The following is a 15,792-nucleotide window of genomic DNA, read 5'->3' on the forward strand; positions in this document are numbered from 1 at the left end:
TCTTACCGAAAACTTTGTTATATTTGCATATAGTAATTTTTAAAAAGCCACAACTATGTTTAATTCATTTGGCAATATCTTTCGACTCACAAGTTTCGGTGAGTCTCATGGAAAAGGAATTGGAGGAGTGATTGACGGATTCCCATCAGGAATTACCATCGACGAAGAATTTGTACAACAAGAACTAAATCGCCGTCGTCCGGGACAATCAATCCTTACCACCCCACGCAAAGAAGCTGATAAAGTAGAGTTTCTTTCAGGTATTTTTGAGGGGAAATCAACCGGGTGTCCTATCGGTTTTATCGTTTGGAATGAAAACCAACACCCCAATGACTACAACAATCTGAAAAATGTATATCGTCCTTCACACGCTGATTACACATACACGGTGAAGTATGGAATCCGTGACCATCGCGGCGGCGGACGTTCCTCTGCACGCGAAACGATTTCGCGCGTTGTAGCCGGTGCATTGGCTAAGCTGGCACTCCGCCAACTGGGAGTCAACATCACTGCCTATACCTCGCAGGTAGGTCCTATCAAGCTTGAGGGTACTTACTCGGACTATAATTTCGACCTGATAGAAACCAACGATGTACGTTGTCCGGACCCTGAAAAAGCAAAAGAAATGGCAGACCTTATCTATAAGGTAAAAGGTGAAGGCGATACCATCGGAGGTACACTGACCTGTGTCATTAAGGGATGCCCCATCGGATTGGGACAACCTGTTTTCGGTAAACTTCATGCTGCCTTGGGTAACGCCATGTTAAGCATCAACGCTGCCAAAGCATTCGAATACGGCGAAGGATTCAAGGGATTGAAAATGAAAGGTTCCGAACAGAACGATGTTTTCTATAACAATAACGGACGGATCGAGACGCACACCAATCACTCCGGAGGTATTCAGGGAGGATTGAGTAATGGTCAGGATATTTATTTCCGTGTAGTGTTCAAACCGATTGCCACGCTGCTGATGGAACAGGAAACTGTCAACATTGATGGCGTCGACACCACTCTGAAAGCACGCGGACGTCATGACGCTTGCGTATTACCTCGTGCCGTACCTATCGTAGAAGCAATGGCCGCCATGACTATACTCGATTATTACTTACTGGATAAAACGACGCAACTCTAATGAACGAGATTCAGAAATACATAGCGGCACACGAACCTAAGATGATGGATGACTTGTTCAGCCTCATCCGCATCCCCAGCATCAGTGCTTTGCCGGAGCACCACGACGATATGCTGGCTTGTGCGGAACGCTGGGCACAGCTGTTATTGGAAGCAGGTGTGGACGAAGCATTGGTAATGCCCTCACAGGGCAATCCGGTTGTTTTCGCTCAAAAGATCGTAGACCCGGATGCAAAGACTGTATTAATCTACGCTCATTACGATGTGATGCCGGCCGAACCATTGGAACTCTGGAAAAGCGAACCGTTTGAACCGGAAATACGTGACGGACATATCTGGGCACGTGGAGCGGATGATGACAAAGGACAATCGTTCATTCAGGTGAAAGCATTTGAATATCTCGTCAAAAACGGATTACTGAAGAATAATGTGAAGTTCATCTTCGAGGGTGAAGAAGAAATAGGTTCGCCCAGCTTGGAAGCTTTCTGCGAAGAACATAAAGAATTGCTGAAAGCAGACGTTATTCTAGTGTCGGATACGAGTATGCTAGGAGCCGAACTTCCCTCATTGACTACTGGTCTGCGCGGGCTGGCTTATTGGGAAATAGAAGTGACGGGACCGAATCGTGACTTGCATTCCGGACATTTCGGAGGTGCGGTAGCCAATCCGATCAACGTGCTTTGCCAGATTATCAGCAAAGTAACGGATGCCGACGGACGTATCACTGTTCCCGGATTCTACGATGATGTGGAAGAAGTGCCGCAAGCCGAACGGGAAATGATAGCCCATATTCCCTTTGACGAAAAGAAATACAAAGAAGCAATCGGTGTAAAAGAGCTTTTCGGAGAAAAAGGATATAGCACATTGGAACGTAACAGTTGCCGTCCGTCTTTTGACGTATGTGGCATTTGGGGCGGATATACAGGAGAAGGTTCTAAAACCGTACTGCCTTCAAAGGCTTATGCTAAAGTCTCTTGCCGGTTAGTGCCGCATCAGGATCACCATAAGATTTCGCAAATGTTCGCAGATTATATTCTTAGTATCGCTCCTGATACAGTACAGGTGAAAGTGACTCCCATGCACGGAGGACAAGGATATGTGTGCCCGATTTCACTTCCTGCCTATCAGGCAGCAGAGAAAGGTTTCGAAATCGCTTTCGGGAAAAAGCCGTTGGCGGTACGCCGTGGCGGAAGTATCCCCATCATCTCTATTTTCGAACAGGTATTGGGAATCAAAACCGTATTGATGGGATTTGGACTCGAATCGAATGCGATTCATTCTCCAAATGAGAATTGCTCATTGGAGATCTTCCGGAAAGGGATAGAGGCAGTCATAGAGTTTCATCAGGAATATGCCAGACGATAAAGCGGATAAATAACAATCAAGTTATAAACGATACATATAAAAGAGTGGTGGACAAGCTTGATTACAAGCATTTGTCCACCACTCTTTTATATATCTATCACACTGACAAATTACATGACCGGAGTCTCGAAAAGGAAGGTAAATGATTGGCTGTCTTTCAAATCCTTCACTGCATCACCTGCATAAATTTCGCCCTTTGTCAGAGACAGTTTCTTAATACCGGCTTTCGGACTAAAATCAATTTTCTTCAAGTCCAGCCAAAACAAATTCGGAGTCAGGGTAGATTCGAAATAATATACCTTATTCTTCTGATCGGATACGGAACGCCAACGGGTAGAAGATATATAAGGCTTCTCCGGTGTATTAATACCAAATGGCACGGAAACATTACGCATCACACTCAATACGCTGGGAACTGCAATCTTTGCATCCGCAATCTGCGGAATGGCATGAATGTAAAATGAAGCCCGTACAAAACGGTCGCTTGCCCGGTTAGTTCCCGGCAACATCTGCAAGCCACCGATTTCTTTCCAGTAATCATTAATGGCCAACTGATATTCATATCGAGGAGAATTTGTCATTACCCGGTATTCTTTTCCTTCGTGAATGCTCAATTTCCCATCCAGATATTCCAATACGGCCGTATTGCCTGTTTCATCAGTGATAGCCAGATGCAAGGTAGACTCCGGTCCTCCATTCGGCATACGGGGAGCATCAATGCGGAAAGTCTCCTTTTTCAATTCATCCACCGCTTCGCGTACTGTGGCAAAGTTATCAAGCACATACTGTGTCCAAATGCTGATGCCCATTGCCGGACGGGTATCGCCGGGAAGAGAATAAATGGATTCCGGCAAGAAAAGCAGGCTAGCTACTAATCCTTTCTCGTTCATTCCGTCACAAGTACCTATATCATATCCTGTAGCAATCACACTTCCATATTTGGAAGTCCAGTTCACTGTTTTTTCCTTATTATGTCCCATACGTTGGATGCCACGCGGAAATACATAGATATTCGTCATGATATCTTCTTTCCAGTCCATTGTACGTCCCGTTACCACCATCTGGTCAGGGCCTATATACACCGCACGCGTACATGCTTCTACAGGCTGTATACTCATCAAAGAGACGGTAGCCAACACCAATGCAACTCCTGCTAATTTTTTCTTCATATTCATTCTATTTAAATAATTGATCTTCTTATTTATAATAAGAACAAATGCACCACAATTATTCCTCAAAAGAAAGATGATTTTAATGAAAAAAAGGCATTTATTCAATGCAGGAAGAAATTTTAGGTTTTCAACGTATAAGGGTTACGCCAGTTTATAAAGTTCATATCCTCCCAATGCCAGTACATAGGGCAGATTAAGAATAACGTCGGCATCCTTCTCCACCTCTTCGGGGTACTTTTGCAACAATTCGTTGAAAGGCATAATGAGAGGGTGTTGCAAGAAAACTTTATCTTTCACCTCGGCACGTCTCCAGCCAGCCACCGTACGCTCGGCATTCCATCGGTATTTCTCCATGCGCACCAACAGATACAAAACTTGAGACGGTAGATTCTCATTGAACATAGATACGGATATACGCGCCGGCGAACGGTCGCTCCGCTTAATACCGTAGCCTAACGTGCGACAAAACACACTATAGGCATCCAGTTGATAGCGGTTAGCCCAACGTAACGGCTCGCTCAATTTATTCCACAGATAGTGTGCCTGGTGATTCATCAAAATGAAGTCGGCAGAGTGGCTGCTATAAGATTCATACATCTTCTTCAACACCTCTTTCTGCTTGAGGCTTTCATCCGTATAGCAACAATCGTAGAGGTAATTCACATACAAAGCGAGTTTATCCTGCAAGATGTTTTTCTTCATCCCCCTATCTACCATGCCGAACACCTTGACATAACGATAACGCCCTTGCTCATCATCCACTATCGACGACAAATCGTTATTGAAATCCTGACGGATAAGTACACGACATTGATGCTGATAAACCTCATGCGGTAAATTGAGTCCTAATGAGAGACTCAAATCGGGATCATGCACACAAATAGCCACTGTAAGCATACAGTGTTTATTTTGTGCCCATTGTTGTAGACGGGTGCGCATAGCAGTACTACAAATGTCGTCATGGCAATATTCTACCTCAATATCGTCTATCTGACTCTCTATATAAGGAAATTGAGCTTTGAAGTAGTCTTTCTGTGACTCCATCTCTCGATCTACTAAAGTGATGCGGGTACGTATGCGTTCATCTGCCGGCAGACGGTCATCGTAATTGGCATAATGGCAGATACGTAGTGCTTCAAGCAACAGCGAGCGTCCCATCCGGTTGAATCCCACAATAACCAGATGCACATAGTCTTGACTAGTAGCACTCCAGCTTCCATCAGGTTGTTGCGTTATGCTTATGGGGCGATAGTCTAGCGGATCATAATATCTTTCACTATCGGCAGCATAGAGACTCCATAGTTGCCGGGCCAGATTCTCGTGGAGGTTAAAGGGACGGAAAAAGATATTAGGTTTCCCCTCAATGCAAAACACCTCCGGCGGCAGATTCATTTTCTGTATGTTAGAGTACGAAGGGATGCTGTCGAACTGTACATACACAGGCATCACCTTGCCATCGGGGCATTTGCCACGCAAAGCACTCACCAAATGCACAATCGCTATATTTTTAGCATCACGTCCGCAACGTTCTTCATCACCCAATACATACACTTCACTCGCGCTCACTATGTTCAACCGCTGAAGTTCTTCGACCGACTCAATGTTGCCAAAGTAAACAAGCACCTGCCGCTCTATTTCGATGGGCAAGGCAGACTGTATGCGATGGCGCACCGTTGCTGCCTCTATACCGCTCATCAGCAAGATACGTGCCGAAGGACATTCGTTATATAGTTCGCGTATCATATTGATAGATAGTTCATTGAAGCCTATCAATACATAGTGTTGAGTTATATTGCAGTAAGTCATTCGCCCCGTGTTTACCACATCCACACGCCGCTCTATAATGTTAGAAATGGTAGAGATGAGCACACCGCCCAATAAAATGGATCCCGAAAAGCTAACAATTCCCAGCAATAGCCTGCTGGACCAAGCTGTCTCGTTCATTTGGTTACCAGGATCCACAAAGTTGTTGTACACCACCCAGAGCCTTTCGCCCCATTCCTCATGTCCATAAAATTGGATAGAGAAGAACATCACGATGATAAAGAAGATAGCCAGCACCGTAGCAATAGTAACGAGTAACAGGGTGAGCTGCGACTTGATACCCCCCGAAATGGTGCGATCCATATACTCTTGTGAGAATATCTTCTTGTAGTAGTTTATAAAACGGTTCATGCTTATAACTTATTGATGGCAAAACATACAGGTTCTGCCCATATTGTGTACATTTCGAGCTATTTGTCCTGATAATCGTATCATATCATGCACCAATACCATATAATCCGTATCAATGGGTTTTGGTTGACAGTCGTGTTTCATAAATAGAACATTTAGAGTTGTGTACAAATATAGTATTTTTCAACAAACCAGGTAGCTTTTCACTTAACTATTTTCAGCAGTGTACTTTACCTTGTCATCGTATGGCAGCATATAAAATGAAATTCACCAGTGCAAGAAGACATTAATCACAAGATAACAGCTATGGAACGAAATAAAATTCGTATAAAGATCAAGTAAGATATTCTACTTCCATAAAGTAATATCTCCATAACCTTTATTGTATTTAAGATTATTCAATGCATAGATTTAAGATTTTCTATGCAGAAAACTAGAATCTTTTATGTACTCGAGTAGTTGTCACGTTACAACGGGACAATGGTCACCTTATAGAATGACTAATGTCACTTTATAAGGTGATATTAATCATTCTATAAGGTGACCATCTATCTCTGAAAGGATGAAACCACTAAAGATACAAAATAAATCAGTAAAAAGCAATAGTAAGGTAGGAAATTTGTCTGGACTGCAAACACACTTAATTTGTTTCAATGCAGCATAATAAAGAGGCCGCATTCATATAATGCAGATTAAATCTAACCTGTTAATTGCAGAACCTCCATCTCTCACTCTCTTCGTGATATGACGGTCTTTTTACTCCCAATTATCTTCCCCCTTTTATATTAGAAATTTTTCCGGAAAGTACATCCATTTCTCCATTCCGAACATCCGTAAGCAGTTTTTCCTTTAATAATAGTTCCCTTACCACAAAGCGGACATGGCTGACCTACAAACGTATCTACATCACCTGCAGCAGAAGGAGTTGAAGCAGGAGTAGTAACCGGAGCCGGAGAAGGTGCCGAATTAGAACTCACTTCGTTTGCCGCTTTTCCTGTTTTTGGTTTCTTTTCTTTCGGTGCACTCGATTTACGTTCGCGCTTTTTAGTTTCTTTCTTTTCTTTCTCTTCGGCTTTTGCAGCTACTGCATCCTGAATAGTAATGCGTCGGTTTGTGTTATCAGAAAGTACACTCATCACTATTTCCGAAACCATCTGTTTCAGTTCTTCGAGAAACTGACGGGCATCGTATGTCTTCTTTTCAATTTCACGCAACTTCTTTTCCCAAATACCAGTCAGTTCTGCCGATTTCAATAATTCTTCGTGAATGAGCTGCACCAACTCCACTCCTGTCGGGGTGGCAATCAGGTTCTTTCTTTCTTTACGAATATAGTTCCGTTTGAATAATGTCTCAATAATGGCAGCACGGGTAGACGGCCGACCGATACCATTCTCTTTCAAGGCATCACGAAGTTCATCATTGTCCACCAGTTTTCCGGCTGTCTCCATTGCACGAAGCAAAGTTGCTTCGGTATAAGGTCTGGGCGGCTGCGTCCATTTTTCATTCAGGTCGGGAATGTGAGGACCACTTTCTCCTTTTACAAAAGCAGGAAGTACATTTTCATCCTCTTCCTCTTTTTCTTCGGTAGGTTCTTTTACATCTTTGGCAAATACAACACGCCATCCCGGTTCCAGGATTTGTTTTCCGGTTACCCGGAATTCTATCTTATCCACTTCGCCCATGACTGTAGTAGTAGAAATCTTACAGTCCGGATAGAATACGGCTATAAAACGACGGGCTATCAAGTCATAGACACGACGTTCCATATCCGTCAGGTTTTGAGCATAGACTCCGGTCGGGATAATGGCGTGGTGATCCGTTACTTTCGAGTTGTCAAATACCTTTTTTGATTTAGGAAGTGTAGTGCCGGCTAACGGAGCTGTCAAGACTTCGTAATCACGAAGTCCTTTCAGGATAGCGGGACATTTCGGATAAATATCATCACTCAAAAAAGTAGTATCGACACGCGGATAGGTAGCTACCTTCTTCTCATAAAGAGACTGGATCAGTTTCAGCGTTTCATCAGCTGAATAAGCGAATTTCTTGTTGCACTCTACCTGAAGAGAAGTCAAGTCGAACAAACGTGGGGCGAACTCTCTCCCGTCTTTCTTGCCAACACTAGTGACTACAAACGGAAGATCCTTTATACGTTCTACCAATGCCTCACCTTCTTCCCGGTTAGCAATAGGGTCGATACCCGGATTATCTATTTTCTTTTTTCCACCGTTCTTTTCTTCTTCCGCAGCTATTTCTTCATCACTTTTGCGGATAAGTGCGGAAAAAGTAGTATCCCGATAGTTGGTTTTCAGTTCCCAGTATTGCTTGGGTTCGAAATTGGCTATTTCCAACTGGCGGTTGACAATCAGTGCCAAGGTCGGTGTCTGCACACGACCAATGGAAAGCACCTGTTTATTTTGACCGTATTTAATGGTATAAAGACGGGTGGCGTTCATTCCCAATAGCCAGTCACCCATCGCACGGGAAAGTCCGGCTTCATAGAGTGATTGAAAATCAGTCTGATCTTTCAGCTTCGCAAACCCTTCCCGGATAGCTTCTTCTGTTAATGAAGAAATCCACAGCCGTTTCACCGGACAGCGTGCACCTGCTTTCTGCATCACCCAACGCTGAATCAATTCTCCTTCTTGCCCGGCATCACCGCAGTTGATAATTTCATCTGCGTTCTGCATCAGTCCCTCGATAATGTGGAATTGTTTTTCGTATGTAGGATTCTCTATCAGCTTGATGCCGAAACGTGGAGGAATCATTGGCAGACTACCTAAATTCCACGATTTCCAGTTAGGCGTGTATTCATGCGGCTCTTTCAGGGTACAAAGATGCCCGAATGTCCAGGTCACCTGGTATCCGTTTCCTTCTATATATCCTTCTTTTCTGGTATGAGCGCCGAGTACTTCGGCTATATCGCGTGCTACTGATGGCTTTTCGGCTATGCAAACTATCATTTTTTTCTCTTCTTGTTTTTACACTAACAGTTTACAAAGTTACACGATTATTTCTCATTGACCGCATGAAGAGAGAAAAAAGTCCATAAAGTCATAGATCGGAGAAAGAATGATAACTTCAACTAAATAGTTTTCAAGATGTACCACTTTCTCCTTTTTTATACCACTCCATTTGATGTTTGATAAGCTATATAATGAAGCTGCACAGTTCTACACACGATATGTGCATAGCTCTGTGCAGCCTCTCTATAACGTTTCTATTTTAAACCGGAGAAATCACAGAAAAGAGGATAATGTATAGAAGCAACGGTCACATCTACTCCCGATAGACTTTCTATCACATCAGTCTGCGTCACGTTTACGTTGTGACTCTTCAAAGACACGATAAAGTCAAGGCGACGTTTCTTACCACTGACTTCGGTAGACTTATCAGCACTAAGAAGATTCCAGTTACTCTTCACCATTTGGAAAAACTCGCTTTCCAAGTCGCCCTCATTGAAGTATCCTAACAGGAATGCAGGTTTATTATAGGCGGACAGTTTCGTTTCTAACGTTTGAAGGGCCTCTATACGCTTTGCCATATCCGTATCGAAATTGGTACTGGCTACTACAAACTTTTCATATTCCACTACCATAGCTGCACGCATCTCGCTCTTTCCCGCCATTTGGTATCTGTCTACACTTACAGGTTCTTCTTTTGTCAGTATACCAACACCGAATTCACCGCCTTTATAATCAATGGCTTTAGCAAAGTAATCATGCATATTCGTTTTCTGTGCCAGTACGTTCAACTGGTCGATACCTTCCGAACGTTCCGTTTCCTTATCCAGTCCCTGCAAGCAAACAATATCCGCATTCATTTTGGCGATAATACGTCCTGTCCGGTCGTAATCAATCACGCCATCTGTGCCTTTACAATAGGTCAGGAAATAGTTACCTATGCGCAGGTCACCTTCTGCCTTCGGATATTCTTCAAGTCCGGCCGGCTTCTTAAAATCACAATAAAGTGGATAATGGTCGGAAGTTATTGCTACGTTGACACCATCCAGGTTGTATATTACATTCGATTTTACCACAGTGGTAGGTGGAGTTTTCAAAGTAACAACAAAATCAATCCGTTTGGTAGCCTGTCCGGTAGGAAAAGTGTTTTCTGTAGAACTGACAACCTCCCATTCTTTCTTCAGTTCCGTAAAGAATGTGCCATTCATCAAGTCCTCGTTAAAGTCACCAGCCATATAAACCACTTTATTATATGTTTTGGCAAGGTCTGTGAGCTGTTTTGCAGATTCAACTCTATTATTCTCTTCCAAAGCCAAGTGGGTGGAGATAACTACATAGTTCTCAAATTCAGCTATGGCAGCAGAACGGAGTTCGGCACCGGGAAGGGGATAAGTCTTCGTGCTGATCGGCGTCCCTTTGAACAAAAGACCGTTACCGTATTCACCACCCTGATAAGCGATTGACTTACTAAAATAGTGGTTCATGCCTGTTTTATCCGCCAAGGTTTTCAGTTGGTCGACTTTATTACTGCGGGTAGTCATGTAGTCCACTTCCTGCAGGCAAACGACATCGGGTTCCATTCCGTTGATAACAGCGGCTGTCCTGTCATAATTAATCACGTCATCGTTACCGGCACAATGCCTTATATTAAAGGTCAACACTCTAAGGTTCCCCTCCCCTTTCGGATAAGTATAGGAAACTTCCTGTTTACCGTAAGGTATCATATTATCGAATTTAGAGTTGTCCATGTCGTCGGCACAGGACAAGTTGGCAAACACGTACGGGGCTCAATACAAAATGTGGCATGAATGAAATGTAAGGTGAAGTACGTGAAACCGCCTGTACATCGGTGATTGACGAATGTCACGCAATATATTTGGGAAGAAAACAAAAAGTTCCGTTCCTTCTATTTTGCTTCCGTTGCTTCTATATTCATTCCGGTGGACTGTGCTGTAAATAGGGGAAACAATGAGAGACAGATTGAAAAGGCGAAGGAAAGACTGTATGTTGCTTCTGTTTTTAGGCTTAAAACAAAGGCTATACGCTCCATTTAGATGGGTGTATAGCCTTTATTAATTTAGATATAGAAATACATTACAGCGGCTTAAAATGCTATTTTCGTGCGCTTCGAATAAGCACTCCTTGTTGTATGATCGCTTTTTTAGTAGCGAAGGAAACACCATCGGACAACCCTTTGTGACGTAGGGTTTCTTCCGTAATACCTATTTCTTCAGCAGTAAATTCAGAATAGATTGCTGATATAGAACCAAAAAAACGGCTTGTTTTTTTGAAAATGAGATGAACATGTATAACCTTAGTCTCTTTAGCCATGACTTTACTTTTAGATATTTGTAATACTAAAAACTTCTATATAGTTGCTATATGGAAGTTTTTCTAATTGCAAATATACGAAATAAATGAAGAAAATAGGATGTATTTTTGTTTATTTCGTGATAAATACAGACTTATGGAAAAGATATAATTTATTGTTAAAATAGCCTATACCCATGTCAGCACCCTTTAAACACCCATTAGAAAATAGAGACAAAATGTGAATATCACCCATTAAACACCCATTAAAAAAGAAGTGTTTTTATTATTGAGTTTTACCCTATAATACTGGTATATGCATTGAGTTATACCCTATAATACAACTTTTAGGAATACAGATATTTTTGGTAATATGCTAAAAAACAATGATTTATAATAAAATATAATGTTTAATATTAAGTTAACCTTTTCATAAGTAGGGACATTTGACTTTTCAAAGCATCCACATCGTCTTCTAAATGGTTTACTTTATCATAATACGTCGCGTTAATATTAGGCATCTTTGCGCTTAAATACCATTCCACATATAGTATAGTATTAATCTCATCTTCCATCAAATTAAAGTTTGGGTAATTAGCTTTATCAACATTATCAGAGGTACAAACTATAAAACCATGTTCACGGAATCTATTTTTTATGCGTTTCACGTAAGCACGTCCACTTCTGTCGCTTACCACATATACATGATTGTCTTTAATCTCATTCCATTCACTTCGATCCAATAATCTTAAAATGAGATATGAACAGTCTAATAATGTCGGAGACATACTTTCTCCTCGTACTTTAACACAGAAATATTTTCTATTCCTACGTAGCATATTGTAAGGAAGCCTAATAGTCTCCACGACTTCTATAAAATCAGGATTTTCACATCCATAACCTGCAGCTACAGATATATCAACGATAGGGATTGACTCAAATTCCGACTCTATTGGAACGATTTTAGAAATTTTCGTTTGATTGTCATCACGCAACATTGAACCACATCCAGCAAGCAACCAATCCGTAGAGATATCGCTATAATATGAGAGAAATTTCAATAAATTATCTTCAGACATTCCATTTGGTTGACTCAACACGCCATTGGTTATGCCTGTATTTTTATAACATTCATACTTTGTAATCCCTTTAAAATCTAAATATTGCAGAATTCTCTGCTTTAATACTGAAAAATCTCTCATGTTTTCTTTCATAATTGAAATATCTCTATTATATTTGCAGCGTGTTACAGATTAACAGCGCTCAAATGTATGAATAATTACTCTAAAATAAAAAGGTATGAAACAAATAATTGAATTAAGAGACACCGAAAAACGAAAGATGATTGCAGAAACATTTGGAATATCTCTCGCAAATCTTAGTCAAATACTCCGTTTCAAACGGAATGGAAAGAATGCAGAAGCTATTCGTAGAATGGCACAAGAAAATGGTGGAATTAAATATACTGAAGGTAATGAACCATCAAAAGTGAAGGTTTTGGATTCTCACGGAAATGTAACAAGAGTAATAAGCAATAAATAAAAATCTGCAATGCAAAAGAATAAGATTTTGAAACGTATAGATCGCATTATTTTTCAAGCCATTGTCATGGGTGATAACTTAACAGCAGATGATGTGCTACGCCTCGGCAACCATGCCAGATTCAAGAAGAAACTATTCATGGTTGGTGACACGTGCCGGGTTTCAGTGAGAAAGTTGTCCAATTCAGCGAGTATATTCACAGTCGTCAATTACTACTACATCAATAGTCTCTGTTTTACGGATCGTATCCGCCACTATTTGGGCAAATTGAGGACAACAGCATTTCGTAATATGGGCATAAGTGAAGTCTTTGTCGTAATCATAGATGATACGTGCCTTTAGCTTATGAACAGGACATTTTACATCTCGGAGTATACTCTTGCATATTGTTTGGTCTGATGCAAGTTTAGATTCCAAATCATCGAAAAACATCATAACGGTTTATTTAAATTAAATATTTTCCATATTGGCTACAAATGTAGCAAAACTATTCCGGTTCGTGATGAATAGGAATAGCCTTTTTAGAAACATGAATGTAGAACAAGAAAAACGATATAGTATATGAAAACATTTAGAGTGATTCAGAATGTGTTGATAGCGGTCGGGATAATAACTACCGTTTCATTGGTTGACGGGATTGAGGTGTCTGCCTCTAATGTGCAGGCGGCTTTTGTTATTGCCTGTTTCACGATAGTGACCATTCTTGAAAGGGAATTCCGTTCGGAAAAGGACGAAGAGTAAAACAAGTATGCAAGCAAGGAACTTCCCCGTATTTCGGGATAACACAGACTCATGGTTTCAGATTGAATTTGTCATGGTATTATTTAATGGTGTTAGGACAGGTTTTCAATGGGAACAGGTGAAAAGAGGGGAAGCAGCTACAATCCTGGGGCAGTGCCGGGACTTGCGCTAAAGTTAATAGTATAATTATTATGGCTGAGATATTTAATAATCGGATTTGCGTGTTTGCGAATGAATTAATCATCTTCAATCCCAAAACGCAAGTTGGGAGTGAAGATGGGTTCATTCCTGAAGGAACATACTATTCGATGGTGAGGAACGGGCAACTTATCGTACTCCGTCGTGGTATTCCCGGATGTCCTGCCCTAGTAGATTTTGAAACCATGAGAAAGGACGTAAAGAAAGGGTACATTGTACGTAAAGGTGATCCCCGTGCAGAAATTGCCGCTAAAACACAGAAATCCATACTGGAAGATGCGATTGTCTACAGCAATGCCGCCTACGAGTTTTTCAGTGTGAAATACCGCTATGACGGTGACAAGAAGCTTCCCCCCGCGAAGATTGACGAATATACCCTTAATGTGCGCATCATGAACGCGCTCCTCTCCCTTCGCGATGGTCGTAAAGCCAACTCGATAGGCGGTGGTGGTACGCGCATCAACGTTTGGGAAAAGCTCTGTAAGTTGAGCAATGATCTTCTGACACTGAAAGACCCGAACGGGCGTGATATTTTTCCTCATAACCTGCCGAAGAACTGGAAGGCTTTGAAACGTAAATGCGAGCAATATGAAGCGGCACGACGGATCAGTGAGGAAGAAGGCTATCGCAGTGTCATCCATAAATCGTATGGCAACAAATACGCGGCAGTCGTACTGAACGAGGACGCAAAGGCAGTGATGCATAAATTAATCAGTATGCATAACAATCTGAATAATGTTCAAATCATGGAAGAATACAACAAGGTGGCTTCCCTGATGGATTGGAAACCGATCGATAGTCCTACCACCGTTGAGAACTGGAGACAAAAATTTGCTCTCACAACAATGGCGGGAAACAAGGGAGACAAAGCTCTGAAGAACACACGCATGAAACAGATACACCGCGAAGCCCCGACACAAGCACTTACTTACTGGACGCTGGACGGATGGGATGCGGAACTGTTCTACCAGAAAAAGACTCCCAAAACGGTAAAGAAAAACGGTGAGGAAAAGAGATATATGTACACCACTTATACCAACCGGAAAACGATGGTAGTCGTACTTGACGCATGTGAAAAATATCCGGTAGGGTATGCCATTGGCGACCATGAATCACCCGCTCTTATTCGTGAAGCATTACGAAATGCGGTACAACATACCAAAGAGCTATTTGGGGAACGCTATAAGCCTTTACAGCTACAAAGCGACAATTATCAAAAGAAGGTGATGGTTCCCTTCTATGAAGCCATGACCAAGTACTATACACCAGCCGCTTTGGGAAATGCAAAGTCCAAAATTGTAGAACCCTATTTCAAACGGCTGAACGTGGAATACTGCCAAAAACAGGCGAACTGGTCGGGCTTCGGTATCACTGCCGACAAAGATAACCAGCCTAATTTGGAAGTATTAAACCAGAATCACAAGTTCATCCCGGATGAAGCCACCGTTATTGCGCAATTAGAGGCTATAATAGCGCAGGAACGGGCAAAGAAGATAGATGCTTACCGCGCTGCATGGGAACGTACCGAAGAAGCCCGCAAAATGCCTTTCGGGATTGAGGAATATCTGATGCTCATGGGGGAAACCACCGGACGCACAAACAAGATCACAGGTTCGGGACTGTTTATCGAGTTCATGGGTGAACGAATCTGCTTCGACAGCTTCGACCTTTCCCTCCGCGACCATTACAACGAAGACTGGATAGTACGCTTTGACCCGGACGATATGAGTCAGGTGCTTGTATCGAACGCAAAACGCCTGAAGTCCGGTCGTGTTGACAAAGAGATCGGGACATTGCAATACGTACTGCAACGTGATATCAAAGTTCCGATGGCTTTGGCTGATCAGAAACCGGAACATTTTGAATACCGGGCACGTGTCGACAGGTTCAACACTGAAATGGTGGAAACGGTGAAGGAGAAAGTGAAAGAGGTAGACAGGAGAATCACCACCATTTGCCAACGTATCCCCGAAATAGCTGCAGGAACGGTTCTTGACCGCTACCTGATAACCGACAGCTTGGGACAGCACAAGGATGTCCGGTCGAAAATGAGGGATGACGCCACGGACGCGGATTTCATGGAAGTGACCCAACATATCACCCGGCAAAGTGTAGCAATGGCTTCCACCGGAACGGATGATGAAGATTACGATTACAACCCGCTGGACATGAATTTTTCAAGATGATTTAAAAACAAT

General features: G+C 42.2%; 13 protein-coding genes. 7 read left to right on the forward strand and 6 right to left on the reverse strand.

Annotated elements, in window-relative coordinates:
• Positions 1-55 precede the first annotated feature (55 nt).
• Positions 56-1,132 (forward strand): chorismate synthase, encoded by a 1,077-nt coding sequence (gene aroC / locus NXV01_RS24810; RefSeq protein WP_004306728.1) that lies wholly within the window; start codon positions 56-58, stop codon positions 1,130-1,132.
• Positions 1,132-2,496 carry a dipeptidase gene (locus NXV01_RS24815; RefSeq protein ID WP_259023358.1) on the forward strand — a complete coding sequence of 455 codons (1,365 nt, stop codon included), beginning with the start codon at positions 1,132-1,134 and terminating at the stop codon, positions 2,494-2,496. The genes aroC and NXV01_RS24815 overlap by 1 nt, the downstream gene beginning before the upstream one ends.
• A gap of 110 nt (positions 2,497-2,606) precedes the next feature.
• Here NXV01_RS24815 and NXV01_RS24820 read toward each other — a convergent pair whose 3' ends face one another.
• The 6 genes from NXV01_RS24820 to NXV01_RS24845 all read right to left on the reverse strand — a co-directional run bounded on the left by NXV01_RS24820 (position 2,607) and on the right by NXV01_RS24845 (position 12,327).
• The gene (locus tag NXV01_RS24820; protein WP_074637587.1) at positions 2,607-3,665 is read right to left on the reverse strand and encodes a linear amide C-N hydrolase; all 1,059 of its coding nucleotides are present in this window, start codon (positions 3,663-3,665) and stop codon (positions 2,607-2,609) included.
• A 144-nt stretch (positions 3,666-3,809) separates the two neighbouring features.
• Positions 3,810-5,843, reverse strand: coding sequence for a hypothetical protein (locus tag NXV01_RS24825; protein ID WP_259023359.1), 2,034 nt, complete (start codon positions 5,841-5,843; stop codon positions 3,810-3,812).
• Positions 5,844-6,628: 785 nt separating this feature from the next.
• Entirely contained in the window at positions 6,629-8,803 is a 2,175-nt protein-coding gene (locus tag NXV01_RS24830; RefSeq protein WP_148365148.1) for a DNA topoisomerase 3, read from the reverse strand.
• 257 nt (positions 8,804-9,060) lie between these two features.
• Positions 9,061-10,551 (reverse strand): endonuclease/exonuclease/phosphatase family protein, encoded by a 1,491-nt coding sequence (locus tag NXV01_RS24835; protein WP_259023360.1) that lies wholly within the window; start codon positions 10,549-10,551, stop codon positions 9,061-9,063.
• A gap of 364 nt (positions 10,552-10,915) precedes the next feature.
• Positions 10,916-11,134, reverse strand: a complete 219-nt coding sequence (locus NXV01_RS24840) for a hypothetical protein (protein ID WP_007765896.1) — start codon at positions 11,132-11,134, stop codon at positions 10,916-10,918.
• A 395-nt stretch (positions 11,135-11,529) separates the two neighbouring features.
• Positions 11,530-12,327, reverse strand: coding sequence for a S24 family peptidase (locus tag NXV01_RS24845; protein ID WP_055256001.1), 798 nt, complete (start codon positions 12,325-12,327; stop codon positions 11,530-11,532).
• Positions 12,328-12,412: 85 nt separating this feature from the next.
• Here NXV01_RS24845 and NXV01_RS24850 point away from each other — a divergent pair, with 85 nt between their 5' ends.
• From NXV01_RS24850 to NXV01_RS24870, 5 genes are all read left to right on the forward strand, one after another.
• Complete coding sequence (locus NXV01_RS24850; RefSeq protein ID WP_008766298.1) at positions 12,413-12,655, forward strand: hypothetical protein; 243 nt, start codon at positions 12,413-12,415, stop codon at positions 12,653-12,655.
• A 27-nt stretch (positions 12,656-12,682) separates the two neighbouring features.
• A complete protein-coding gene (locus NXV01_RS24855; RefSeq protein WP_138337142.1) occupies positions 12,683-12,997 on the forward strand; it encodes a hypothetical protein in 315 nt (104 codons plus the stop codon).
• A gap of 219 nt (positions 12,998-13,216) precedes the next feature.
• Positions 13,217-13,396 (forward strand): hypothetical protein, encoded by a 180-nt coding sequence (locus NXV01_RS24860; RefSeq protein WP_004310117.1) that lies wholly within the window; start codon positions 13,217-13,219, stop codon positions 13,394-13,396.
• Between the two features lie 7 nt (positions 13,397-13,403).
• Positions 13,404-13,568, forward strand: a complete 165-nt coding sequence (locus NXV01_RS24865; protein WP_008766300.1) for a hypothetical protein — start codon at positions 13,404-13,406, stop codon at positions 13,566-13,568.
• A gap of 19 nt (positions 13,569-13,587) precedes the next feature.
• A complete protein-coding gene (locus tag NXV01_RS24870) occupies positions 13,588-15,780 on the forward strand; it encodes a hypothetical protein (protein WP_008766301.1) in 2,193 nt (730 codons plus the stop codon).
• The last annotated feature ends 12 nt before the right edge of the window (positions 15,781-15,792 follow it).

The sequence above is a fragment of the Bacteroides sp. BFG-606 genome (assembly GCF_024788145.1).
GTDB lineage: Bacteria > Bacteroidota > Bacteroidia > Bacteroidales > Bacteroidaceae > Bacteroides > Bacteroides vicugnae.